General features: G+C 42.4%; 25 protein-coding genes. 15 read left to right on the top strand and 10 right to left on the bottom strand.

Features of this window, described 5'->3' with window-relative positions:
- Window positions 1-67: 67 nt before the first annotated feature.
- Window positions 68-1,804, top strand: a complete 1,737-nt coding sequence (locus NSQ49_RS07260) for an ABC transporter ATP-binding protein (protein WP_159861919.1) — start codon at window positions 68-70, stop codon at window positions 1,802-1,804.
- Complete coding sequence (locus tag NSQ49_RS07255; RefSeq protein ID WP_251283186.1) at window positions 1,797-3,626, top strand: ABC transporter ATP-binding protein; 1,830 nt, start codon at window positions 1,797-1,799, stop codon at window positions 3,624-3,626. Before NSQ49_RS07260 ends, NSQ49_RS07255 begins: the two co-directional genes overlap by 8 nt.
- A gap of 56 nt (window positions 3,627-3,682) precedes the next feature.
- On the opposite strand, the gene NSQ49_RS07250 is transcribed toward NSQ49_RS07255, so the two are convergent.
- On the bottom strand, window positions 3,683-4,348 hold the full coding sequence (locus NSQ49_RS07250) for a vWA domain-containing protein (protein WP_159861917.1): 666 nt from the start codon (window positions 4,346-4,348) through the stop codon (window positions 3,683-3,685).
- 74 nt (window positions 4,349-4,422) lie between these two features.
- Window positions 4,423-5,484 carry a M20 family metallopeptidase gene (locus tag NSQ49_RS07245; RefSeq protein WP_251283185.1) on the bottom strand — a complete coding sequence of 354 codons (1,062 nt, stop codon included), beginning with the start codon at window positions 5,482-5,484 and terminating at the stop codon, window positions 4,423-4,425.
- Between the two features lie 306 nt (window positions 5,485-5,790).
- Between NSQ49_RS07245 and NSQ49_RS07240 the strand changes: the two genes are divergently transcribed.
- Window positions 5,791-6,294, top strand: coding sequence for a DoxX family protein (locus NSQ49_RS07240; protein WP_251283184.1), 504 nt, complete (start codon window positions 5,791-5,793; stop codon window positions 6,292-6,294).
- 55 nt (window positions 6,295-6,349) lie between these two features.
- On the opposite strand, the gene NSQ49_RS07235 is transcribed toward NSQ49_RS07240, so the two are convergent.
- The 3 genes from NSQ49_RS07235 to NSQ49_RS07225 form a co-directional block, all read right to left on the bottom strand.
- Complete coding sequence (locus tag NSQ49_RS07235) at window positions 6,350-6,538, bottom strand: YfhD family protein (protein WP_159861914.1); 189 nt, start codon at window positions 6,536-6,538, stop codon at window positions 6,350-6,352.
- Window positions 6,539-6,631: 93 nt separating this feature from the next.
- Complete coding sequence (locus tag NSQ49_RS07230; protein ID WP_159861913.1) at window positions 6,632-6,757, bottom strand: YfhE family protein; 126 nt, start codon at window positions 6,755-6,757, stop codon at window positions 6,632-6,634.
- 77 nt (window positions 6,758-6,834) lie between these two features.
- Window positions 6,835-7,737: a TIGR01777 family oxidoreductase gene (locus tag NSQ49_RS07225; RefSeq protein WP_251283183.1), complete on the bottom strand. Its 903-nt coding sequence runs from the start codon at window positions 7,735-7,737 to the stop codon at window positions 6,835-6,837.
- A gap of 102 nt (window positions 7,738-7,839) precedes the next feature.
- On the opposite strand from NSQ49_RS07225, the gene recX reads away from it, so the two are divergent.
- Window positions 7,840-8,643, top strand: coding sequence for a recombination regulator RecX (recX, locus tag NSQ49_RS07220; RefSeq protein ID WP_251283182.1), 804 nt, complete (start codon window positions 7,840-7,842; stop codon window positions 8,641-8,643).
- Between the two features lie 18 nt (window positions 8,644-8,661).
- On the opposite strand, the gene NSQ49_RS07215 is transcribed toward recX, so the two are convergent.
- Window positions 8,662-9,333, bottom strand: a complete 672-nt coding sequence (locus tag NSQ49_RS07215) for an SDR family NAD(P)-dependent oxidoreductase (protein WP_251283181.1) — start codon at window positions 9,331-9,333, stop codon at window positions 8,662-8,664.
- Window positions 9,334-9,765: 432 nt separating this feature from the next.
- Between NSQ49_RS07215 and NSQ49_RS07210 the strand changes: the two genes are divergently transcribed.
- A complete protein-coding gene (locus NSQ49_RS07210) occupies window positions 9,766-10,095 on the top strand; it encodes a YfhH family protein (RefSeq protein ID WP_251283180.1) in 330 nt (109 codons plus the stop codon).
- A 41-nt stretch (window positions 10,096-10,136) separates the two neighbouring features.
- On the opposite strand, the gene NSQ49_RS07205 is transcribed toward NSQ49_RS07210, so the two are convergent.
- Together NSQ49_RS07205 and NSQ49_RS07200 are read right to left on the bottom strand one after the other, a co-directional pair.
- Window positions 10,137-10,295, bottom strand: a complete 159-nt coding sequence (locus NSQ49_RS07205) for a YpzG family protein (protein WP_009335831.1) — start codon at window positions 10,293-10,295, stop codon at window positions 10,137-10,139.
- 19 nt (window positions 10,296-10,314) lie between these two features.
- Window positions 10,315-10,485, bottom strand: coding sequence for a small, acid-soluble spore protein K (locus tag NSQ49_RS07200; RefSeq protein WP_035326564.1), 171 nt, complete (start codon window positions 10,483-10,485; stop codon window positions 10,315-10,317).
- 126 nt (window positions 10,486-10,611) lie between these two features.
- Here NSQ49_RS07200 and NSQ49_RS07195 point away from each other — a divergent pair, with 126 nt between their 5' ends.
- On the top strand, window positions 10,612-10,881 hold the full coding sequence (locus NSQ49_RS07195; protein WP_159861908.1) for a YfhJ family protein: 270 nt from the start codon (window positions 10,612-10,614) through the stop codon (window positions 10,879-10,881).
- Between the two features lie 33 nt (window positions 10,882-10,914).
- On the opposite strand, the gene NSQ49_RS07190 is transcribed toward NSQ49_RS07195, so the two are convergent.
- A complete protein-coding gene (locus tag NSQ49_RS07190; protein WP_159861907.1) occupies window positions 10,915-11,895 on the bottom strand; it encodes a metal-dependent hydrolase in 981 nt (326 codons plus the stop codon).
- Window positions 11,896-12,121: 226 nt separating this feature from the next.
- Here NSQ49_RS07190 and mutY point away from each other — a divergent pair, with 226 nt between their 5' ends.
- Complete coding sequence (mutY, locus tag NSQ49_RS07185) at window positions 12,122-13,222, top strand: A/G-specific adenine glycosylase (protein ID WP_251283179.1); 1,101 nt, start codon at window positions 12,122-12,124, stop codon at window positions 13,220-13,222.
- Window positions 13,223-13,254: 32 nt separating this feature from the next.
- Here mutY and NSQ49_RS07180 read toward each other — a convergent pair whose 3' ends face one another.
- Entirely contained in the window at window positions 13,255-13,479 is a 225-nt protein-coding gene (locus NSQ49_RS07180) for a hypothetical protein (protein WP_159861905.1), read from the bottom strand.
- Between the two features lie 163 nt (window positions 13,480-13,642).
- Between NSQ49_RS07180 and fabL the strand changes: the two genes are divergently transcribed.
- The 8 genes from fabL to NSQ49_RS07140 all read left to right on the top strand — a co-directional run bounded on the left by fabL (window position 13,643) and on the right by NSQ49_RS07140 (window position 21,797).
- Window positions 13,643-14,392 carry an enoyl-[acyl-carrier-protein] reductase FabL gene (gene fabL / locus NSQ49_RS07175; RefSeq protein ID WP_159861904.1) on the top strand — a complete coding sequence of 250 codons (750 nt, stop codon included), beginning with the start codon at window positions 13,643-13,645 and terminating at the stop codon, window positions 14,390-14,392.
- Between the two features lie 83 nt (window positions 14,393-14,475).
- The gene (locus NSQ49_RS07170; RefSeq protein ID WP_009335838.1) at window positions 14,476-14,667 is read left to right on the top strand and encodes a gamma-type small acid-soluble spore protein; all 192 of its coding nucleotides are present in this window, start codon (window positions 14,476-14,478) and stop codon (window positions 14,665-14,667) included.
- 189 nt (window positions 14,668-14,856) lie between these two features.
- A complete protein-coding gene (locus NSQ49_RS07165) occupies window positions 14,857-15,108 on the top strand; it encodes a YgaB family protein (RefSeq protein ID WP_159861903.1) in 252 nt (83 codons plus the stop codon).
- Between the two features lie 288 nt (window positions 15,109-15,396).
- On the top strand, window positions 15,397-15,927 hold the full coding sequence (gene ntdP / locus NSQ49_RS07160) for a nucleoside tri-diphosphate phosphatase (protein ID WP_009335840.1): 531 nt from the start codon (window positions 15,397-15,399) through the stop codon (window positions 15,925-15,927).
- Window positions 15,928-16,069: 142 nt separating this feature from the next.
- Window positions 16,070-17,818, top strand: a complete 1,749-nt coding sequence (locus tag NSQ49_RS07155) for an ABC transporter ATP-binding protein (protein ID WP_251283178.1) — start codon at window positions 16,070-16,072, stop codon at window positions 17,816-17,818.
- 325 nt (window positions 17,819-18,143) lie between these two features.
- Window positions 18,144-19,160 carry an ABC transporter ATP-binding protein gene (locus NSQ49_RS07150; protein ID WP_159861901.1) on the top strand — a complete coding sequence of 339 codons (1,017 nt, stop codon included), beginning with the start codon at window positions 18,144-18,146 and terminating at the stop codon, window positions 19,158-19,160.
- Window positions 19,135-20,103 carry an ABC transporter ATP-binding protein gene (locus NSQ49_RS07145; RefSeq protein WP_159861900.1) on the top strand — a complete coding sequence of 323 codons (969 nt, stop codon included), beginning with the start codon at window positions 19,135-19,137 and terminating at the stop codon, window positions 20,101-20,103. The genes NSQ49_RS07150 and NSQ49_RS07145 overlap by 26 nt, the downstream gene beginning before the upstream one ends.
- A gap of 83 nt (window positions 20,104-20,186) precedes the next feature.
- The gene (locus tag NSQ49_RS07140) at window positions 20,187-21,797 is read left to right on the top strand and encodes an ABC transporter substrate-binding protein (RefSeq protein WP_159861899.1); all 1,611 of its coding nucleotides are present in this window, start codon (window positions 20,187-20,189) and stop codon (window positions 21,795-21,797) included.
- The last annotated feature ends 193 nt before the right edge of the window (window positions 21,798-21,990 follow it).

Raw genomic sequence — 21,990 nt, 5'->3', positions numbered from 1 at the left:
TTAACGAAGGATTTTAGAAGTATGATAATACATATATTAACTGCAATTACAGCTTGGGGGACTGCAAATGGCGAAAGTTTTAGCATTTCTTAAGCCTTACCGGATCGCGGTGGCCATAGCTCTGTCATTAATGCTGACGGAGCTTGCTGTTGAACTTATTCAGCCATTATTCATGGCAAAAATCATAGATGAAGGCATTTTGCAAAATGATCTTCAGGAGGTTGTAAAGTGGGGAGGCATTATGCTGGCTGCTTCTTTTGTTTCTTTTGCCGCTGGGGTCATTAATTCTTTTTATGCGGCACATGTCAGCCAGAGCTTTGGTTTTGATGTAAGGAAAAGCTTATATGATAAGGTTCAATCCTTCTCCTTTGCCAACTTTAATCTATTTCCGACCTCTTCTTTAATTACCCGTATAACAAATGATATTACGCAGCTTCAGAATACAGTTTTTATGAGCCTTCGAATCATGATGAGAGCGCCTCTCTTAATCATCGGCGGACTTATCATGGCATTTGTGGTAGATGTGAAGCTTGCTCTTATCTTATCAGCTGTGGCCCCTTTTCTTTTTCTATTTCTGTTTTGGGTAATGGGAAAAGGCGGCGCGCTTTTTAAGGCAGTCCAGGAAAAGCTCGACTCTGTGAACAGCGTTATGCAGGAGAACCTGACGGGGATCCGGCTAATTAAAGCGTTTGTCCGCAGAAATCATGAAGTGAAACGCTTCACGCGCACAAATGAGGATCTCAGAGATAGTACCGTCAAAGCATTGCGTCTGATGGAAGTGACCATGCCTGTTTTGCTTTTCATCATGAATCTTAGTATTCTTGGCGTCCTTTGGTTTGGGAGCATACAGGTAAATTCAGGTGATGTAAAGGTAGGCGAGGTTGTTGCGATTGTGAACTATGCAACCAGAATAACCGCAGCCTTCTCCATTTTTTCCTGGATTATCATGGCGTTTTCAAGGGCTAGGGCCTCTGCGAACCGTGTAAAAGAAGTATTGGACACTGAAGTGGATTTGACTGACCGTTCAGAATCTCTTGATATGAAGGAGTTAACTGTGAGCCAGGGCGAAATTCACTTTAAAGATGTTTCTTTCAAATATCCCGGAACTTCAGAGAAGGTACTCGATGGCATCAGCTTTACCGTCCATCCCGGGGAAACAGTGGCGATATTGGGTGCAACAGGCTCCGGAAAAACCACTCTGTTCCAGCTGATCCCCCGGCTTTATGATGTAACCGGAGGAAAGGTAGAAATTGATGGGCACGATGTCAGGGAACTGAAAATGGAAAACCTCCGCATGAAAATCGGTTTTGTTCCTCAGGAAGCCCTGCTTTTTACAGGCAGTGTGAAAGAGAATATATCATGGGGCAAAGAACATGCAACGATGGAGGAAATTACTGAAGCAGCTGTCAATGCGCAGATACATGAAACCATCATGAAGCTTCCGCAGGGCTATGAAACAAGAGTGGGGCAAAAGGGTGTTAACTTATCAGGCGGGCAAAAGCAGCGTCTTTCCATTGCCAGGGCGCTTGTAAGAAAGCCTAAAATCCTTCTTCTTGATGACAGCACAAGTGCACTGGATATGAAAACAGAAGCAAAACTTCTGAGTTCATTGAAAGAGTATACCTGTACAACATTGATTATTACACAGAAAATCAGCACAGCAATGGAAGCAGACAGAATCTTGCTGCTTGAAGATGGAATGCTTCTTGCTGAAGGAGACCACGAGAATCTTCTTAAGACATCCGGATTGTATAAACGGATTTTTCAATCCCAGTCTGGAGAGGAGAACAGAGACTATGCTTAAGCACCTAATAAAACCTTTCCAATACAAAAAGATTCCACTTGAACTGAATGGAAAATTTCCTAAAGGGAAAAAGCCTAAGTCTGAAAACATGGGGTCTACACTCAAAAGAATCTGGTCCTATTTAGCCTTTAATAAGGGTTTGTTATATCTCGTTTTATTAATGGTGGTCATCAGCTCGGCTATGGGGCTGCTTGGCCCATATTTAGTCGGAATGGCTATTGACGATTATATTGTCACAAAAAATAGTGATGGATTTATCGCCTTACTGATCTGGCTCGGAGTCATCTATGTGACGAACTCACTTGCTCTCTGGTTTCAGAATTATTGGATGATCGGCATTGCACAGGAAACGGTTTTTACAATGAGAACAAAGCTTTTTAGTCATTTGCACAAACTGCCTATTCCGTTCTTTGACAAGCGCCAGCAGGGGGAACTGATGAGCAGGGTAACAAATGATATTGAAAATGTCAGCTCGACACTTAACAGTTCAGTGATCCAGGTGTTTTCAAGCCTGCTGACTCTGATTGGAACTGTCTCTGTTATGCTGTGGCTAAGTCCTTTGCTAACCCTCATTACCCTGATCATTGTGCCGCTGATGTATTTGGGCATGAAGTGGATTACAGCACGGACAGGACGATTATTTAAAGAGCAGCAAAAGAATCTTGGAGAGCTGAACGGTTATATTGAAGAGACCATATCAGGACAGAGGATCATCAAGACCTTTTCACAGGAACAGAAGGTGATCGCCGAGTTCCGGGAAAAAGGGGAAAAACTTAAGCTGGCTGGATTTTGGGCCCAAACCTATTCCGGGTTTATCCCGAAATTGATGAATGTCCTGAACAACATGAGCTTTGCCATCATCGCCGGGGTAGGGGGGATTTTTGCCCTGAATGGCATGATCTCAATCGGAATAATTGTCGTGTTCACGGAGTATTCCCGGCAATTTACACGTCCGCTTAATGACCTGGCAAACCAATTTAATACCCTACTCTCTGCAATTGCAGGAGCTGAGCGGGTATTTGACATCATGGATGAGGAGGAAGAATTCCGAAATGAAGAGAGGCTCAAAGACCTTGGTGAAGTAAAAGGTGAGGTCGAATTTCAGGATGTTTCTTTTTCATATGAAGAAGACGGAAATACGGTAAGAAACGTAAAACTTCATGTCAAAGCAGGCCAGACCGCTGCTTTCGTTGGTCCGACAGGTGCAGGAAAGACCACCATGATCAATTTGCTCTCCCGGTTTTATGAACGGGACTCAGGCTGTATTTTAATTGATGGTGAGGATATCGCCAGTGTGAAAAAAGAAAGCCTTAGAAAACATATGGGATTTGTCCTGCAGGATTCCTTTCTATTCCGTGGCACTGTGCGCGAAAATATTCGCTACGGCAGGCTGGAAGCTTCAGATAAAGAAGTGATGGAGGCAGCTAAGCTTGCTAATGCCCATTCATTTATCATGAAACTTCCTCAGCAGTATGATACAGTGCTGAGCCAGGATGGAAATGGCATTAGCCAGGGGCAAAAGCAGCTTCTTTCCATTGCACGTGCATTTCTGGCCAACCCGGACATATTAATTCTGGATGAAGCCACGAGCAGCATTGATACAGTAACAGAGCTTAAAATTCAGGATGCTCTTCAGGAGCTGATGAAAGGAAGGACCAGCTTTGTCATTGCCCACCGTTTGAACACAATTCAAAATGCCGATAAGATTTTTGTTCTCAATGAGGGCCGGATTATTGAGGAAGGAACACATGACTCACTGCTTAAACAGGAGGGCTTTTATTATCGGCTGCATGGGAAAGCGGCCGCAAGGGCAAATGCGTGAATAATATGTAAAGGCGGACTTGATTATAAATCAAATCCGCCTTTTTTGCTGCTCTATCAAATGACATTTTTTTCTTTTGCTTCTTTTAGCCAGTCCGGAAATTCGTTCAGAAGGAGGTCATATAGTTCGTTATCAGAGATGGCCTCTACATCTTTAATGTGGAAAAAATTTGCGTTATCAATATAGCGGCCGTCCATTTCATCCAACTTTTCCAATACCTCAAAGTTCGAATCGCCAATCCCGACAAACTGCCAGAACAATGGTTTATCGGATGAGGAAACCACCGGCTTTTTGATGGTTCTTTTGCAGCCGCCATCATTAATGAAAACAATGAAAGCAGGATCTTTGCTCGGATCTTCAGAGGTATATTTCTGAATGACATCCTCCATTACCGGAGGCTCATCATTTCTTCCGAATTTGTGAATCAGATCATTATTTAAAATATACTGATCCACATATCCTTCAAAATCATGTTCGGTTACCGGCTTCAGCCTGGAAAATTCATTATCATACACCCAAACATCCAGTGAGCCATCATCATCAAACTGGCTGGCAACAGCTAAGATTCTCTCCACAACCCTCTGAACAGTCCCATTTTTATATAACTTTCGCATGGAGCCTGAAATGTCCAGCACCAGACCTACTCTCGCTGTAACATTTGTCAGATTCTTTTTCTCCAGCACAATGCCGGCTGATTTTTTTAATAAACTAATAGCGCTCATTTCAGTGAATCCCCCTTTTATCATATAGTCAAAAATTTACCATATTGGGAGACTGTTCACATCAAAAAAGCCTCTTAATTTGAAAATTTCATAGCAAAGCCGATCAGCATTTTTTCATATAAATGAATGGAATGCGGAAGGACGTATTCCTTATCACCGTGCCAGTTCATGCCTGTTGGGCCAAATTCAATAGCTGGTATCCCGTAATTGGCAAAGAAAACAGTATCCGCGGACCCATGCTGGCCAAAGAAAACAGCTTTATCTTCGGTGTACTTTTCCACAATGGGTTCAAGCATCAGGATGAAAGGATTATCTCTTTCTGTTACAAGCGGCTTTGAGAACATATTCATGATAATTTCCCCATCTGTGATATCCTCAATTTGTTTGATGATCTCTTCATGATTCTGCTGGGGCAAATAGCGGATATCATAAGACATTACACATTTTTCAGGCACCTTATTATAAACATCACCTCCGTTTATTTTCGCCAGATTAATTGAAGGATGTGGGAAAAATTCCGATGATTCCTTTGCAAAAGGCAATTCTAATAATTTCTGATGTACTTCAAAAGCCTTTTCTATAGCATTGATTCCTTCCCAAGGGCGGCTTCCGTGGGCTGGATCTCCTTCTATTTCTATGTCAAGCCTGATTACCCCCTTGGCTTCGAGTGCAATTCCAAGCTGAGTAGGTTCAGAGCAAATGACAAAATCGCCGCGATATCCCTGTTCTGCCAGATACCCGGAACAATTAAAGCCGCCGATTTCTTCATCTGAAACAATTTGAAGCTGAATTTTTACGCCAATAGGCATATTTTTGAGCTCTTTTACCGCACACATCATAGCGGCAACTCCTGCTTTCATATCCGCAGCGCCCCGGCCATAAATCTTATCGCGGATTTCTGCAGGGATGAATTGTTCTTCTTTTCCTGATACAACATCCACATGTCCGTTGAAAATAACGGTCCGATCACCGCTTCCAATTTCACAGACAGCCATTTTATAGCCATTGTTTTCGATGATTCTGGAAGGGAGGTCATGTCCCGACAGCCATTGGTGGCAATATTCAATGGCCTGGTTTGCTCCCTCCTTTGAAGAGCTGTTAATGGAAATAAGGTCTTTCAATAAGTTTTCGAGCATATGTCAAAGGTCCTCCTTTAGTAAAGCGATAATTTACACAGTACTCTCTACCTATTCCCGCTTTGTGAGGATGAAAACGGCCTGTTTGGGCACGGCCCAATATTTGTGAAGAATTGGTGAAGTATATTGCGGAAAGAGGGAGGATGGAGTATATTATAAGTGAGGAAAGTTAGTGAAGTATTTCACAAATAAATTCACTAAGAATGCTTTCTTCCCAAGAGCTGGCCGGCTTTTAAAATACCCAGGAGGGAAAATTTTAAGAAATCATGTGAAGAATTTCACATTAATATTATGGAGATGATTACAATGAAATGGTGGAAAACTCCTCAGGCAGCAATGGTGTGGACAGTATTAAGAGTGTGGCTTGGCATACAATGGCTTGAAGCAGGGTGGCATAAGGTAGCAGACGGTTTTAATGCAGGCGGGTTCATACAGGGGGCCATTGCTAATGCCGCCGGCGATCATCCTGCAGTGCAGGGCTGGTATGCGGGATTCCTTAAAAATGTAGCACTGCCAAACGCGGATCTATTCAGCACTCTGGTGGCATGGGGCGAAGTTCTTGTCGGGATTGGACTTATCCTTGGAGCTGCGACCATTCCGGCTTTAGTTGCAGCAGCTTTCATGAATCTAAACTTCTTATTAGCAGGAACAACAAGCACTAACCCGATACTATATACAGCAGCAATCATCCTTCTATTCACAGGTGCAGGCGCTTACTGCTGGGGGATTGACAGATTCGCCATCCCATATATTAAGACAATGAAGAAAGGCGGACACGGCATAGGTAAAAGAGAAGCACACACTCATTAACGTGAAAATGAAAGAAGCAGGAACCTGATGCTCCTGCTTCTTTTTTACCTTTGAGCTAGCGCTTTTTTCGGCTATATGCTCGCTGATTGGCAGCATTGGAACGTGCCATTGCCTCGAGATCTTCTTGATCGGCGAGTTCGCGGTTAAATTCTACGTCAATGCCGTCAGATTTCATGCTTTTAGGTACTTGTGGAAGTGATGCTTTGTTTTTATCACGAGTTTTATGTCCATGTGCACGGCCCATTGTAAATAACCCCTTTCAGCAATAAAGGTACGGAAACTCAGATGTTTCCGTACCTTTATCATGTACCATAGATCAGGGCGGTATGAGTGGAAATTAATGTCTAGGCTGTCTGCCTGCAAATCCGCCAGCTTTGTCAGCCCGCTTGAATTCTCTTGAATAGGTTACTTCCTGCATGCTTGATAAGGTGCTTTTGGATTTGTCTTTTTTCTTTTTATCCACTTTACATCATCCTTTCAAAATAAGGGTACACACTTCCCTTATTTTTCCCTTATTTGACAAAAATGATACAAATTTCATTAATAAATATTCCTTAGGGCAGACATTAGATCAGGATATAAGAAATTGTAACCGGATGCCTGCAATTTTTCGGGAAGCACTTTTTGCCCTTCTAATACCAGGGTACTCATCTCCCCGAGAGCAATTTTTAGAGCAAAAGCGGGAGCGGGCATCCAGTGCGGACGATTAAGAACCTCACCAAGTGTTTTTCCAAATTCGTTCATTGTCAGGGGATTTGGGGATGTAAAATTAACGGGACCTTGAAGCTGCTCGTGTTCTATGGAAAACAGGATTCCGTTTACAACATCATCTAAATGAATCCAGGAAACCCATTGCTCACCTGTTCCAACAGGCCCTCCGGCAAATAATTTGTAAGGAAGGGCCATACGGGGAAGGGCACCATCGTTCTTTTCGAGAATGATTCCAAACCTGCAGAAAAGGGTCCGGACTTCAAATGCTTCTGCTTTAGAGGCTTCTTCTTCCCAGCGTCTTACTGTTTCAGCTAAAAAATCAGTGCCGCTTTTTCTGGTGTCCTCAGTAAAGGTTTCATTTCGGGATATGCCATAGTAGCCGACGGCACTGGCATTGATTAAGGTGTACGGCTTTTCTTCCAGGCGGCTAATAATGCGGAGAACTTCCCTGGTGGCTGTAATGCGGCTGTTTACTATCCGCTTTTTGCGTACCTCTGTCCATCTTCCGCTGTTAATAGACTCACCAGCCAGGTTGATAAACACGTCAATGCCTTCGAGAGCATCCTCAGGCGAGTCATCATCGCTCAGCCATTGAACATAATTCAAGTTTTTAGAAGCCTTTTTATCAGCTGTATTTCTTGTAAGAATGAATAGTTCATGTTTCTTTTCCAGCAATTGTTTAACCAAGGCGCTTCCAACAAAGCCAGTTCCGCCGGTGATGGCAATTCTCATGGGAGATTCCCCTTTCATGTGTCATACTTTGCTACATTTTACGACGTTTTCTTTCAAAATCCTTTTTTGGATGTGTTACATTTAAGATAAGAGGTGGAGAAAATGCCGACTATTACGAAGATCACTGTCCAGAAAAAAAGCAAAGACCGCTATAATATATATATGGATTATGGGAAAGGTGAAGAATATGCATTTAGTGTGGATGAAGATGTTTTAATTAAGCATCAGCTCAAAAAGGGAATGGAGCTAGATGAATTCTCTTTAAATGAGATTGGCTACCAGGATGATATCCGGAAAGCCTATAACAGGGCTATTCATTATTTATCCAGAAGAATGCGCTCAGAAACCGAAGTCCGCAAACATCTAGCTGAAAAAGAAGTGGAAGAACCGGTTATTCAGGAAGTTATCCACAAATTGTATGATTACCATTTTTTAAACGATGAAGAATTTGCAGCCGCTTTTGTGCGTACCCAAATGAACACTTCAGATAAAGGGAAAGGGCTGATCCGCACGGAGCTGAAGGAGAAAGGGATTTCCCCTCAATTAATCGAACAGGCGTTAGAAGAATATCCAAGGAATGCTGAATTATCTGCCGCCATAAGGCTGTGTGAAAAGTATTCAAAGAAATATGCCCGTGATTCATCCAAAATCCTTAAGCAAAAGCTGGAACAGATGTTAATGCGTAAAGGCTTTGATTTTGACATCATTCAAGAAGCTGTATCTGAAACGGAGATTGATAAAGAAGAGGATGAAGAACTGGCTGCCCTGAGGTTCCAGGCGGAAAAAGCAAAGAAAAAATATGCAGGTCTTCCTGAGTTCGAATATACTCAAAAAATGAAGCAGGCTTTATTCAGAAAAGGTTTTACTTTTGACCTGATAGAGCAATTTTTAAGTGAAGAAGAATAACACATGGAGGACCATGTGTTATTTTTTTGATTCGATGACAATTGAATCATCTTCCATATGATCAAGAATCATTTCTGCCACTTCTTTAGGAGAGCGAAGCCTCGATTTGTCCTTGATATGGTCGCTTTCATCCCAGAAAGGGGTGTCCATTCCGCCCATATAAACAGCTTTAACTTTAATATTTGTGTTCTCCAGCTCCTTCTGAAGGCTCTCGGTAAATCCTCTTACAGCAAATTTGCTTGCCACATACACAGATTCATTAACTTTCCCTTTTAAGCCCGCGGTCGAAATGATATTCATCAGCAGGCCTTCATTCTTTTCTTTTAAAAAGGGCAGAATAGCCTGTGTCATATGAATAGTGCCCAGCGTGTTAGTGTCAAACATTTCCTGAATGTCCTGCTCTGAAAGGCTGTTAAAAGGCCCGAAATGCCCAACCCCGGCATTGTTTAAAAGCCCATAGAGTTCATGATCCTGAATTTGTGTCATTAATTTGCTGATCTCTTTGGTTTTGGTGATATCTAATGTATGGACTTCAGCGCTTCCGCCGGCCTCACGGATTTCCTGTTCTACGCTCTCCAGCTTGTCCAATGTCCTGCCTGTTAAAATAGTATGTAATCCCTGTCTGGCAAATAATAAAGCAAGCTCTTTTCCCAAACCCGACCCCGCTCCGGTAATGATGACTGACTTCATTTGAATCCTCCTTTGAAACGTCTTATAATCATCATCTTAGCAAAAAAGTCCAATACATGCGAAAAGCATCAAAACGGATGCAGCGGCCTTTTCTAATCGCTCATTTTCTCATATACTTAGGAGTGTGTGGTTTAAAAGCCCGCAATGTAAATATTTGATTACTGAGTTGATTGGAGCGGAAGGTGCGAGATCCTCGAAAATACATACGCATTTTCTTCGTGCGATGTGTCCTCAAGGAAGCTTACTCAACGTCCTACTGGAGTAGCGAACCAGGGGAGACCCCGCAGACTCAGGAGCGTCGAGGAGGCTCCCGGTAGCCCCATGGTTTGCTGAGTGCCTGGAGCGTAAATCAACGGTTATGATTAATAGACTAAACAAAATCAAGTATTAACCAAGATGGTATCTTCAATAGAGAAAGTAAGAGGGATTAATATGCAGGATAAAAGATACAGTACAATGTCTACCTATGAGCTTCAGCAGGAAATTGCCAGTTTGAATGAAAAAGCAAGGAAAGCTGAACAGATGGGCATGGTAAATGAGTTTGCCGTGCTTGAACGCAAAGCCATAATGGCGAAATCCTACCTGCTCAATCCGGATGATTTCGAGCCCGGTGAAATTTATGAAATTGACGGGGATCCAGGAGTTTACTTTAAAATTGACTATATGAATGGCGTATTTGCCTGGGGATTCCGGCTGAATGGAAGCAAAGGGGAAGAGGCTCTGCCTATATCCATGCTAAAAAAAGTAGAGAAAAAAGAATAATTAACAATCAGAGGGCGAAAACCCTCTGATTGAAGCTTCCTTTAAGAATTTTTGCGAATCTGCCGTTTTAAAATAATGAGGTCTTGAGTTTGCTGGGTCTCGCCATTTACTTGTGAATGTGCGCGTTTTGGCCTAAAGTGCGGTGAAGTAAATGGACTGGAATAAGGATTATCTCCAAAAAAGTTTTTGCTGTTTCCCATAACCAAGCCTCCCAGTATTTTAAAATTCTGGTGTGTCACTTTCGCGGTTTGATGAAGCTTTCATTCGTTCCTGAGGGTGCGTGTTAATTGTGCCATCTGCCCGGCGTGAAGCATACTCTGCTTTGGCCCGCGGCTCCCCCTCCAATTTAATATTGTTCTGATTTGGAAAATTTCTCGCTTTATTGCGCATAACAAGCCTCCTAAACCGGAATAAGAGCGTGACAAGCTTTAGCCAATCACGTACTACTATTATTTGTACTTTACGGAAGGCTATGAAGGAATAAAGGTATTAATAAATGGTAAAGAGGTGATTTTTATGAATGAGTACCAGCAAAAGCTGTATGAACTTTTATTGGAAAAGAATAATATGCTTTCAGCAAATCAGGCAAGGACATGGATTGAACTGCTCTGGGAAGATTTCGAAGCGACTTATGCCAAGGCTGGAAGACAATACAAAGGTGCTGAAATGACAGAAAGGATTGTAAGGCAATGGGTAGAAAATTATGGAGCCAGGCTCCATGAATTTGTTGCCAATAATCCTAAATACAAGCATTTGCTTGAGCAGGATAAAAATAAGCTAAATTAAAAACAGGCTGCCAATTGAAGCAGCCTGTTTTCATTAGCCGGGGAGTATATCCAGTTTTTTTCGAAGCTTTTCCTCGCTGAAAATCCAGCCTGTATAGGATGATTGAATGTTAAGGTCCCGATCGAGCTGGACCACAGCGACAAATGGATAATGTCCATTGCTCCGATAGCGGAGGTCAATGAAACGAACTTCGTAATAGTCATCATATTCATCCACTTCCCAGCGGTAAACCGGTGAGAAGGATAGGAAGGCAGATAAATTCTTATCATTCTTTGCGGCTTCTATAACAGGTGTCTCGGGAACCGGAACGCGATTAAATTGATCGAGTATCCGTACATGATTCTTAACTGCGCGCCCGACAAAAAACTGCTGCCTGCTCATCACCGCCACACGCCATTGATTAAATCTCATGGTTGGGGCAATGATGATGTCAGTGGCATCCGGTATCATAACCTTGACGGCATTTTTTACACTTCTCTGGGCTGCAAACCGCAGAAGGTAATAAACAAAAATAATGCCATAAATGATTAAAAAGGTATAACCGGGATGGGCACCGAATGCCCATATAAATAATCCTGCTACATGGATCCCAAAGATGAATGGATCAAATGTGTTAATAATCCCCAGTGCTACCCATTTAGATGAAAAGGGCCTGAGCGCCTGTGTTCCATATGCATTAAATATATCTACGAAAACATGCAGGAAGACAGCTAAAAAAGTCCATAGCCATAAATGAAGCAAATTAGCTGACGGAAAAAACGGATAAACCACTGCAAGGATGACAAGAGGCCAAAGCAGTACAGCTGGTATGGAATGGGTAATTCCCCTGTGATTGCGAATATAAACGGCATTATTTCTTAATTTTAAGACAGTATCTATATCAGGTATTTGTGAACCGACGATGGCCCCAATCATGACACTGGTTGCTGTAGCAGAACTCTCTGCAACAACGGGATCAAGAGTGGCAATGCCGCCAATCGCCAGGCCCATCACGACATGTGTGCCGGTATCCAAGAGGAAATACCTCCTTCCTTGGTAACAATTCTTATGTGAGGCTAGTTATATTTGGGGGTTACCTAATTAAAGTGTACTAACAAAACTCTTGTATTCACAGCTGAATATGGGTACCTTTAAAGGTGTCGCAAAAGTTGGAGCAAAATGTTCACTTATGATTCATGCAGCGACTGTACTAATATATTCCCATATTTTCCGATTGTTTAACATCAGGAGGAATAAAAAATTGAAAGAAGTTAGTCAAAATACAATCGAATCAACAGATATAAAAGGATTTCAGGATGATTTGCTCAGATGGTTCGAAGCCGAGCAAAGGGATTTGCCCTGGAGAAAGGATCAGGATCCGTACAAAGTCTGGGTCTCCGAGATCATGCTCCAGCAAACGAGGGTGGATACTGTCATTCCATATTTCCTCCGTTTTATTGAACAGTTTCCGACCATCAAGGATCTTTCTGAAGCAGACGAAGAAAAGGTTTTAAAAGCCTGGGAGGGTCTGGGCTATTATTCACGGGCAAGAAATCTCCAGGCTGCCGTCAGAGAGGTTCATGAAAAATATGGCGGCAAAGTTCCTGATACGCCAAAAGAGATCTCTTCCTTAAAAGGAGTAGGGCCCTATACTGCAGGAGCCATTCTCAGTATTGCGTACGGCATACCTGAACCGGCTGTGGACGGCAATGTAATGCGTGTCCTTTCGCGCATCCTGTCCATTTGGGAAGATATCGCCAAGCCATCTTCCAGGAAAATCTTTGAGTCTTCTGTCCGCACATTAATTTCACATGAAAATCCTTCCTATTTCAACCAGGCGCTTATGGAGCTTGGCGCATTAATATGTACACCAACTTCTCCTTCCTGCTTATTATGCCCGGTGAGAGAACATTGTACTGCGTTTTATGAAGGGACTCAGCAGGAGCTGCCCGTAAAAACAAAAACCAAAAAGCAAAGAAATGTGCAGCTGGCAGCAGCGGTCCTAATGGATGATCAAGACAGGGTGCTGATACACAAAAGACCCGGCAAAGGCCTGCTTGCTAATCTCTGGGAATTTCCCATGGCAGAGATTAATATTGCTTATGTAAGCGACAAAGAGCAGATGAAAGATGTGTTCAGCACGCAATATGGCGCCAATGTGGATATACAGGATATGACAGGTCAGATCGAACACGTATTTTCCCATTTGACATGGAACATAAATGTTTATAAAGGAAAATTAATCAAAATTGAAGAGGAAAGAAACGATTTGAGATTAGTTACCCTTGAAGAAATAAAGGAATTTCCATTTCCGGTTTCCCATCAGAAAATCTGGAAGCAATATTTGGAAAGCAGAACATAGAAAAGGGGAACTTTCCCCTTTTCCCCTTAAAACTAATCAAAGCTGACCCTGGTTCCGTGAGTATAATCGGCTTCCTGTCTTTTCAGGCCGCCCCGGTTTTCTATTTCTTCAATAATTTCCCTATGGATGGTTTGACCCTCAGCATTTAAATAAGGCATGATCTGCTGAAACGAATGATGGTAAAAAGCAAGCTCACTGTCCTTCCAGTCCGATTTTGACATCATGGAAAGCTCTGTCATATCACGTCCGACAAACATTTGCCATCTTCCTTTCCTCAATTGGATTACAAATAGTGTTTTAATTCGAATTGCCTTATATACATGGAAAAAGCTAAAATGAAATCGGTAAGTTGTTTGCTTATAAATTCCCGGGATAATAATCCCTAAACAACAGAAATACATAACAGAAAGGAAATGGATCATGACACAAAAAGTAGCACTGGTTACAGGAAGCAGCAGAGGAATTGGAAAGGCAACAGCCATCAGGCTTGCTAAAGAAGGCTATGATATTGTCATCAATTACGCACGCAGCAAATCAGCAGCAAATGAAACAGCAGCCGAAATTGAGGCGCTTGGAAGAAAAGCTCTCGTTGTTAAAGCAAATGTGGGGGATGTAGAGAAAATTAAAGGCCTTTTCGCGGAGATTGACCGTGAATTTGGAAGGCTTGATGTGTTTGTCAACAATGCAGCTTCCGGGGTTCTGCGTCCGGTAATGGAACTGGAAGAATCCCATTGGGACTGGACAATGAATATTAACAGCAAAGCTCTGCTTTTCTGCGGTCAGGAAGCCGCAAAGCTAATGGAGAAAAGCGGAGGCGGAAAAATCGTAAGCATCAGCTCGCTCGGGTCGATCCGCTATCTGGAAAACTATACAACTGTTGGGGTTTCCAAGGCAGCTTTAGAAGCATTAACACGATACCTTGCTGTGGAGCTGGCCTCTAAGAATATCGTCGTAAACGCTGTTTCCGGCGGTGCAGTGGATACAGAAGCTTTAAAGCATTTCCCTAACCGTGCAGAGCTTTTAGAAGAAGCTAAGACCAAAACCCCTGCAGGACGCATGGTTGAAATTGAAGATATGGTGAATACGGTTATGTTCTTGTTAGGTGAGGAGTCCAGTATGATCCGCGGCCAGACGATTATTGTGGATGGAGGCATTTCTCTGCTTGTTTAAATAAATGGATATTTTTGGTTTGTTAAAAAGTTGGATAGTTTCCTCCCCTCCCGGTTAAATTAATGAGCGTGGAGGTGATAATCATGGCTAAACAACCAAACCAAACTCAAGCTGGAACTAACGTTCAAGAAGTGAGACAACAAAACGCACAATCTGCTGGCCAAGGCCAATTCGGTACTGAATTTGCCAGCGAAACAAATGCTGCTGAAGTAAGACAGCAAAACCAGCAAGCTGAAGCTCGCAAAGGTCAAAATGCAGGCAAACAAAGCCGCTAATAACATTTAAAGAAAGAAGCCGCCTTTTTAATGGAAAGGGCGGCTTCTTTTATTGTCTAAATCGTCCCATGTATTTTTCTCTGCACCTTCGACAAAACTTCCATAAAGTCAACATAACTAGTCAAAGGGTTAAAAAAAGGTACAGCGAAATTATAGGGTAGGAAAAATAATGGGGACGGTGGAACAAACATGGAGAACTTTAACAGTTTAGTTTCAGAACAGATGAAAACAATGGAAAAGCTTCTGTATCTTCAGAGTGAACTAGAGCGCTGCCAGGAGATTGAAGAGGAATTAAAAGCAATTCAGCAGGAAACCGAGCTGGAAAGCGTACAGTATGAAATAATAAGAATGAAAGAAGAGCTCAAACAAATTCATCGTATTTTTGAGCAGCAGACAGAAGAGGTCATCCGCTCCTATCAGAAAGTAAATGTAACCGTTTAAAGATAAACTCTCTATAATCTTTCGTTGTCTTCAAAACCTATAAAATAAGCCATTATATCCTTTTTTTACAGCCGTTGATACATTTCAATGGCTCTTTGTTTTAAAAATTTCCTTTTACCGTTATAATAGTAGAAAACAGGAATCGTACTTTGTTGCCTTTTTCTTTTGGATATTATTGAGTCATGCTGTGCAGTTGTGCGCAGGCATGAAGGGGAGGAAGCCTATTCAAGGCGCCAAAAAAGTATTATCAGGTTGCAAAGCTTCCGGAAGGAAAGTAGGGGAAAAAGAATGGCGGTACCCATCGAAGGCGAACCAATGCAAATACACAGCTATAAACATAATGGGCATATCCACCGCGTCTGGGAGGAAACAACCGTACTAAAAGGGACACAGAATTTAGTGATTGGCGGAAATGACCGGACAATCGTAACAGAATCTGACGGAAGAACTTGGGTGACCAGAGAGCCAGCCATTTGTTATTTTCATTCCCAGCACTGGTTTAATGTGATTGGAATGATTCGGGAAGATGGTGTTTATTATTATTGTAATATTAGTTCACCATTTATTTTTGATGGAGAAGCGTTAAAGTATATTGATTATGATCTTGATATCAAAGTATATCCGGACATGACATTCAATTTGCTTGACGAAGACGAGTACGAACGGCATCGTCAGGAAATGAATTATCCCGATGTGATTGACAGTATTCTTAAATCAAATGTGGACAATCTCATCCATTGGATCCGTCAGAGAAAAGGTCCTTTTGCACCCGACTTTATTGATATATGGTATGAACGTTATCTTACTTACAGACGCTAAAAAAGGGCTGAATGCCGAAAAAAACGCCTGTTGGACCTTGAGTCAGCAGGTTTTTATTTTGCGCTGAATCTGCATGATTGCGGGATTTTAGGGGTAAGTTTAAGAAAATAACTGGGAATGAGACAGAGAGGGGGCGATCCGGTTGGACAGTATAAAAAGATATTTAAGTTTCGTTAAGCCGTATCGGCTTCAGATTATCGGAACCATCATAATAGGCATCATTAAGTTTGCCATTCCGCTTTTGATTCCGCTTCTGATTAAGTATGTAATAGATGATATTATTGGCAATGAAGCATTAAGCCAGAGCGATAAGACGAGTACACTGTTAATGGTTATGGGTGTGATGATTGCTATATTTGTCATTGCCCGCCCGCCAATAGAGTATTACCGCCAATATTTTGCCCAGTGGGTAGCAAGCAAAATTTTATATGATATCCGGGACAGGCTGTTTACCCACATTCAGAAGTTAAGCTTCAGATTCTATGCGAATACAAGAACAGGCGAAGTTATCTCCAGGGTAATAAATGATGTGGAGCAGACTAAGACCTTCATCGTGACCGGGTTAATGAATTTATGGCTTGATGTGGCAACCATTTTAATAGCAATTGCGATTATGCTGAAAATGGATGTTAGCCTGACGATCGTATCATTGCTTTTATTTCCGTTCTACGCTTTCTCGGTCAAATACTTTTTTGGGAATCTCAGAAAGCTGACTAGAGCACGGTCACAGGCTCTTGCAGAGGTACAGGGCTATCTTCATGAACGTGTTCAGGGGATGGCAGTTGTTAAAAGCTTTGCCATTGAGGATTATGAGCAAACCCAATTTGATGCGCAAAATAAGAATTTCCTGACAAAAGCGATCGACCATACGAAATGGAATGCAAAGGCATTTGCGGTTGTTAACACTATTACGGATATTTCACCGCTTTTGGTCATTGGATATTCAGGATATCAGGTTATTCAGGGGGAAATCTCCCTGGGTGTGATGATGGCATTTGTCGCTTATATAGATAGATTGTATGGCCCGCTTAGAAGGCTTGTTAACTCATCCACCACCTTAACCCAATCAATCGCATCCATGGACCGGGTATTTGAGTTAATTGATGAGAAATATGATATTGACGATTCACCAGATGCCATAGAATGCAGGGATGTTAAAGGGCATATTCAATTTGAAGAAGTCAGCTTTTCTTACAATGAGAATGAGCCTCCGGTTTTAAAGGAAATCAGCCTTGATGTATCGGCAGGGGAAACGATTGCCCTTGTAGGGATGAGTGGAGGAGGGAAGTCCTCTTTGGTAGGGCTGATTCCGCGTTTTTACGATGTGAATGAAGGGAGAATTCTGCTTGACGGCAGTGATATCCGTTCGTTTAAAGTTAGAAGCCTCCGGGATAAAATCGGGATGGTCCTTCAGGATAATATTTTGTTCAGTGAATCGGTTAAAACAAACATTCTTCTCGGCAAACCCAATGCCGCTGAAGAGGAAGTAATCGAGGCAGCCAAGGCTGCAAATGCCCACGAATTTATTATGAATTTGCCGGAAGGATATGATACCAAGGTTGGCGAGCGCGGTGTCAAACTGTCGGGAGGGCAGAAGCAGCGAATTGCCATTGCGAGAATCTTTCTGAAAAATCCGCCGATCCTTGTCCTTGATGAAGCCACATCAGCCCTTGACCTGGAAAGTGAACATCTGATACAGGAAGCATTGGAAAAGCTGGCTAAAGACCGGACGACCTTTATCGTGGCGCATCGCCTTTCAACCATCACACATGCAGATAGAATTATTCTGGTAGAGCATGGTGAAATTTCTGAAGCGGGAAGCCATGAAGAATTAATGAAAAAACAAGGCAATTATTATAAGCTTTTTCAGGTTCAGCAGCTTGAAAAATAGGCTAAAAGCCGGCTCTGTTTACAGGGCCGGCTTTATATTTGCTTTTTCATGGCAATGCGTCAAATTGTTATAGCATCAAAGTGCTGTAATCAGAAAAACGTCATGAATGTCCAATATTTTCATAACTATTAGTAGGATATGTTAATTTTCCTTATTAAATTGCACTGAAAATTATATAATGTTTACTATATTTAAATAATTTTGAAAAATAAGTAGACTTAACCTATCTTTTTTTATAGAATGAAAAAAGATAGTGACATAAGGTCCAAACTTGTTAAAAATGTCCTATTTCATAGAAACGGACGATCAGGAAAGGAGTATCCGTGTGACTCAAGCTCCAGTATTAGATGTAAAACAGCTAAGGACTTCCTTTTTCTCTTCAGATGGAGAAGTTCCGGCTGTGGATGATATCAGCTTCTCTGTCAACAAGGGTGAAATTTTGGGGATAGTAGGTGAATCAGGCTGCGGAAAGAGTGTTACATCTCTATCCATCATGAAGCTGATTCCACAGCCCCCGGGAAAAATTGTTGGCGGGGAAATTCTTCTGGATGGAGAAGATCTCGTTAAAGCATCAGAAAAAAGAATGCGTGAAATAAGGGGAAATGAAGTGGCTATGATTTTTCAGGAGCCAATGACTTCATTGAATCCGTTATTTACAATTGGAGATCAGCTGACAGAAGGAATTAAATTACATAAAAAGTTAAATAAGAAGGCTGCTATCCAGCAGGCTGTTGAAATGCTTAAACTTGTCGGTCTGCCGAGGGCAGAACAGATTATCAAGGAATATCCCCACCAGCTTTCCGGGGGAATGAGGCAGAGGGTAATGATTGCTATGGCATTGTCCTGCCATCCTCGTCTTCTGATAGCAGATGAGCCGACCACCGCTTTGGATGTGACAATTCAGGCACAAATATTATCCCTTATGAAGGATCTTAATCAAAAGCTGGACACAGCCATAGTTATGATTACGCATGATCTCGGGGTAGTAGCAGAAGTGTGTGAAAGGGTAATTGTCATGTATGCCGGGAAAATAGTGGAGGAAGCTCCTGTAAAAGAGATATTCAAAAATCCAAAGCATCCTTACACTCAGGGACTTCTTCAATCAGTGCCTGATGTAAGAGAAAAAAAAGAGCGATTATATTCGATTCCTGGAAATGTTCCTAAACCGGGCTCCATCAAGACTGGATGCCGTTTTGCAGCGCGATGTGAGTTTGTCCATGACCGCTGCCTGACGGAAAGTCCTCCACTTTATAATGCCAATAATGAGGAACCGCATACAGTGCGCTGTTTCCTGCATGAGTCTGGAGGTGTCATTAATGACCGAAGTGCTGTTGGAAGTTAATCAGTTAAAGAAATATTTTCCCGTAACAGGGGGGCTGTTTGGAAGAAAACAGGGTGATGTGAAAGCGGTTGATGATATCAGCTTCTTCGTTAACAAAGGGGAAACGCTTGGCCTTGTAGGTGAGTCAGGCTGCGGAAAATCAACCACTGGAAGAATGCTGATGCGCCTGATTGAACCAACAGAGGGGAAAGTAGTTTTTGATGGAAAGGAACTGACATCCCTAAATTCAGCGGAAATGCGCAAGATGAGAAAGGAAATGCAAATGGTATTCCAGGATCCGTTTGCATCGTTAAATCCCCGCCATACTGTTGAGCAGATTTTAGAAGAGCCTCTCATTGTCCACGGCATTGGGAACAAAGAAGAGCGTAAACAGCGGGTAAAAGAGATGCTTGAAGTTGTCGGCCTCAGCAGCTACCATGCCAAACGATATCCGCATCAATTCAGCGGAGGCCAAAGGCAGCGGATTGGAATAGCAAGGGCATTGATGACCAAGCCTAAGCTGATCATTGCAGATGAGCCTGTTTCTGCACTGGATGTATCCATTCAATCACAGGTGCTCAACCTGCTGGAAGATCTGCAAAAAGAATTTCAGCTGACGTATATATTCATTGCCCATGATCTCGGGGTAGTTAAACATATCAGTGATAGAGTTGGTGTTATGTATCTTGGAAGATTAGTAGAGATCACAACATCTGACCAGCTCTACGATAAGCCGCTGCATCCTTACACAAAGGCATTGCTTGGAGCCGTTCCCATCCCTGACCCGGCTTTAAAGAAAGACAGGGAGCTGTTGACTGGGGACATCCCAAGCCCGCAAAATCCGCCAGCTGGATGTGCTTTCCATACGAGATGTAAAGATTGCATGGCAATCTGCAAAACAGATAGGCCACAGCTGAAGGAAATTGAACCTGGTCACTTTGCAGCCTGCCATCTTTATAGCTGAGCTATAAGTAAGGGCAGTACTGCATGGATGATAAATAAAAAGGAAATAGCCGATACCGGCAAAAGAAAAAGAGGGGGAAAACAATGAAGAAGCGCAAAGGCATTTGGTTCTTGGTTGCAGCTTTGTTACTGTCACTGGCTCTTGCCGGCTGCAGCAGCAACTCAAGCAGCGGAACGAAAGACGAAAAGGATAAAGAGAAAGGTACAGATACAGAGGAAACGTCTTCAGGCGGCACACTTGTATTTGGCCGCGGCGGTGACTCTACTTCACTTGATCCGGCTATTACAACAGAAGGTGAATCCTTTAAAGTTACAAAAAATATCTATGAAACTTTGATTGAATTTGGTGAGCAGGATACAGAAATTCAGCCTGGACTTGCTACTGAATGGGAATCAAGCGAAGATGGATTAAAGCATACTTTAAAGCTTCGTGAAGGCGTTAAGTTCCACGATGGAACTGATTTCAATGCTGAAGCGGTTGTCTTCAACTTTGAAAGATGGAAAGCTGGAAGCGCTGAGCAGTTCTATTACTATAACTCTCAATTTGGAGATAAAATCTCTGAAGTAAAAGCAGTAGATGATTACACAGTTGAGTTTACTTTAAACAAACCAATTGCACCATTCTTTAAGAACCTTGCAATGTCTCCATTTGGAATTGCAAGCCCGGCAGCAATTGAAAAGCATGGTGATAAATTCATTCATAACCCGGTGGGTACAGGTCCATTTGTATTTAAAGAATACAAAGCCAACGACCGCATCACACTTGTTAAAAATGAAGACTACTGGGACGAAGGCCTTCCGAAGCTTGACCAGGTTATCTTCCGTGTCATCCCCGAAAACTCTGCTCGTCTGAACGCATTGGCTACAGGCGAAGTCGACTTAATCGATGGTGTTAACTTCAGTGATGTTGGCCAAATCGAAGGAAATCCTGATCTGCAAACTTTTGAACGTCCGTCATTAAACGTAGCTTATCTTGGATTAACAAGCACACGCGGACCATTAAAGGACAAAAAAGTCCGCCAGGCATTGAACTATGCAGTTGATAAGCAAGCTCTTATCGATGCATTCTACGCCGGTGCAGCTGAGCCGGCGAAAAACCCAATGCCTTCAGTTGTAGCGGGCTACAATGATGACGTTAAGGATTATGAGTATGATCCTGAAAAGGCAAAGGAACTTTTAAAAGAAGCAGGATATGAAGATGGCTTTGAAATGGAGCTATGGGCAATGCCTGTTCCTAGACCTTATATGCCGGATGGACAAAAAGTGGCTGAAGCACTGCAAGCCAACTTTGATGCAATCGGCGTAAAAGCAAAAATCGTTACTTATGAGTGGGGTACTTATCTGGATAAAGCCAAAAATGGTGAAGCTGATACATTCCTATTAGGTTGGACTGGCGACAACGGAGATGCTGATAACTTCCTATATGTACTTCTTGACCAGGACAGCATCGGATCTAACAACTACTCATACTACCAGAACCCTGAAGTGCATGAACTGCTTGTAAAAGCTCAGGCTAGTCCAGATCAGGAAGAGCGTGACAAACTTTACAAAGAGGCTCAGCTTCTGATTAAAGAAGATGCTCCATGGATTCCGCTTGTTCACTCAAGACCAATCCTAGCGGGTAAAGCTGATATCACAGGCTTCAAGCCGCATCCAACAGGTTCTGACTTACTTTCAACTGTAGAATTTAAATAAGGTGCTTTACAAGTGAGATAAGTATACTTCTTATATTCAAGGAAAAGGGAGTACAGTTCTGTAGCTCCCTTTTCTATATAAAAATATTATAAATTGAGAAACTTTGAATTCGATTACTGTCTAGCTCCAGCGCCTGCCCCCTCGAGGCCACAAGCTTGTCTAGTTGAGGCTCCTAGGGACTCGGGATCATAAG

This window comes from Cytobacillus sp. FSL R5-0377 (assembly GCF_038004385.1).
GTDB lineage: Bacteria > Bacillota > Bacilli > Bacillales > Cytobacillaceae > Cytobacillus.
Note: the sequence above shows the minus strand (reverse complement) of the source record. Positions and strands in the feature narration are given on the sequence as shown.

Coding starts and splice junctions, on each gene's coding strand:
- NSQ49_RS07260 (WP_159861919.1), top strand. CDS start 68: ATGGCGAAAGTTTTAGCATTTCTTAAGCCTTACCGGATCGCGGTGGCC.
- NSQ49_RS07255 (WP_251283186.1), top strand. CDS start 1,797: ATGCTTAAGCACCTAATAAAACCTTTCCAATACAAAAAGATTCCACTT.
- NSQ49_RS07250 (WP_159861917.1), bottom strand. CDS start 4,348: ATGAGCGCTATTAGTTTATTAAAAAAATCAGCCGGCATTGTGCTGGAG.
- NSQ49_RS07245 (WP_251283185.1), bottom strand. CDS start 5,484: ATGCTCGAAAACTTATTGAAAGACCTTATTTCCATTAACAGCTCTTCA.
- NSQ49_RS07240 (WP_251283184.1), top strand. CDS start 5,791: ATGAAATGGTGGAAAACTCCTCAGGCAGCAATGGTGTGGACAGTATTA.
- NSQ49_RS07235 (WP_159861914.1), bottom strand. CDS start 6,538: ATGGGCCGTGCACATGGACATAAAACTCGTGATAAAAACAAAGCATCA.
- NSQ49_RS07225 (WP_251283183.1), bottom strand. CDS start 7,737: ATGAGAATTGCCATCACCGGCGGAACTGGCTTTGTTGGAAGCGCCTTG.
- recX (WP_251283182.1), top strand. CDS start 7,840: ATGCCGACTATTACGAAGATCACTGTCCAGAAAAAAAGCAAAGACCGC.
- NSQ49_RS07215 (WP_251283181.1), bottom strand. CDS start 9,333: ATGAAGTCAGTCATCATTACCGGAGCGGGGTCGGGTTTGGGAAAAGAG.
- NSQ49_RS07210 (WP_251283180.1), top strand. CDS start 9,766: ATGCAGGATAAAAGATACAGTACAATGTCTACCTATGAGCTTCAGCAG.
- NSQ49_RS07205 (WP_009335831.1), bottom strand. CDS start 10,295: ATGGGAAACAGCAAAAACTTTTTTGGAGATAATCCTTATTCCAGTCCA.
- NSQ49_RS07200 (WP_035326564.1), bottom strand. CDS start 10,485: ATGCGCAATAAAGCGAGAAATTTTCCAAATCAGAACAATATTAAATTG.
- NSQ49_RS07195 (WP_159861908.1), top strand. CDS start 10,612: ATGAATGAGTACCAGCAAAAGCTGTATGAACTTTTATTGGAAAAGAAT.
- NSQ49_RS07180 (WP_159861905.1), bottom strand. CDS start 13,479: ATGTTTGTCGGACGTGATATGACAGAGCTTTCCATGATGTCAAAATCG.
- fabL (WP_159861904.1), top strand. CDS start 13,643: ATGACACAAAAAGTAGCACTGGTTACAGGAAGCAGCAGAGGAATTGGA.
- NSQ49_RS07170 (WP_009335838.1), top strand. CDS start 14,476: ATGGCTAAACAACCAAACCAAACTCAAGCTGGAACTAACGTTCAAGAA.
- NSQ49_RS07165 (WP_159861903.1), top strand. CDS start 14,857: ATGGAGAACTTTAACAGTTTAGTTTCAGAACAGATGAAAACAATGGAA.
- ntdP (WP_009335840.1), top strand. CDS start 15,397: ATGGCGGTACCCATCGAAGGCGAACCAATGCAAATACACAGCTATAAA.
- NSQ49_RS07145 (WP_159861900.1), top strand. CDS start 19,135: ATGACCGAAGTGCTGTTGGAAGTTAATCAGTTAAAGAAATATTTTCCC.
- NSQ49_RS07140 (WP_159861899.1), top strand. CDS start 20,187: ATGAAGAAGCGCAAAGGCATTTGGTTCTTGGTTGCAGCTTTGTTACTG.